General features: G+C 42.8%; 1 protein-coding gene. It reads right to left on the bottom strand.

The features are described 5' to 3' along the window. Positions 1–311, bottom strand: a 311-nt coding sequence (locus GPK60_RS15405; protein WP_252191391.1) for a replication initiation factor domain-containing protein, incomplete at both ends; no start/stop codon positions are given.

Raw genomic sequence — 311 nt, 5'->3', positions numbered from 1 at the left:
TTGATAATAGAAAATGCCGTCCGTTCAGCGTCATAGTAAGTCAGCAGGTCACGGACAGCATAATAAGCACGTTCATTTTTCAACCGTATTTCAAATCTGTTTTTTATCGGTGCTTCCTCAATGGGAATCCCAAGTTTGATGTACTGCTCATAGCTTTTTTCATAAACACAGAAGTACACCTCACTTTTCAATGAGCCGATATAAAGCGTATAGCCCATACCAGCCTTGTCTTGTTCCTCATGCTTGACCAGTTCGCCGGAAGCATAGGACTTAAAGGAACGGAACACCGATACACATTCCTCATTCCGGCA

It is taken from the genome of Ruminococcus sp. MCC718 (assembly GCF_018783905.1).
GTDB lineage: Bacteria > Bacillota > Clostridia > Lachnospirales > Lachnospiraceae > Hominisplanchenecus > Hominisplanchenecus faecis.
The sequence above is the reverse complement of the archived record's forward strand: the minus strand, read 5'-3'. Positions and strand labels throughout refer to the sequence as shown.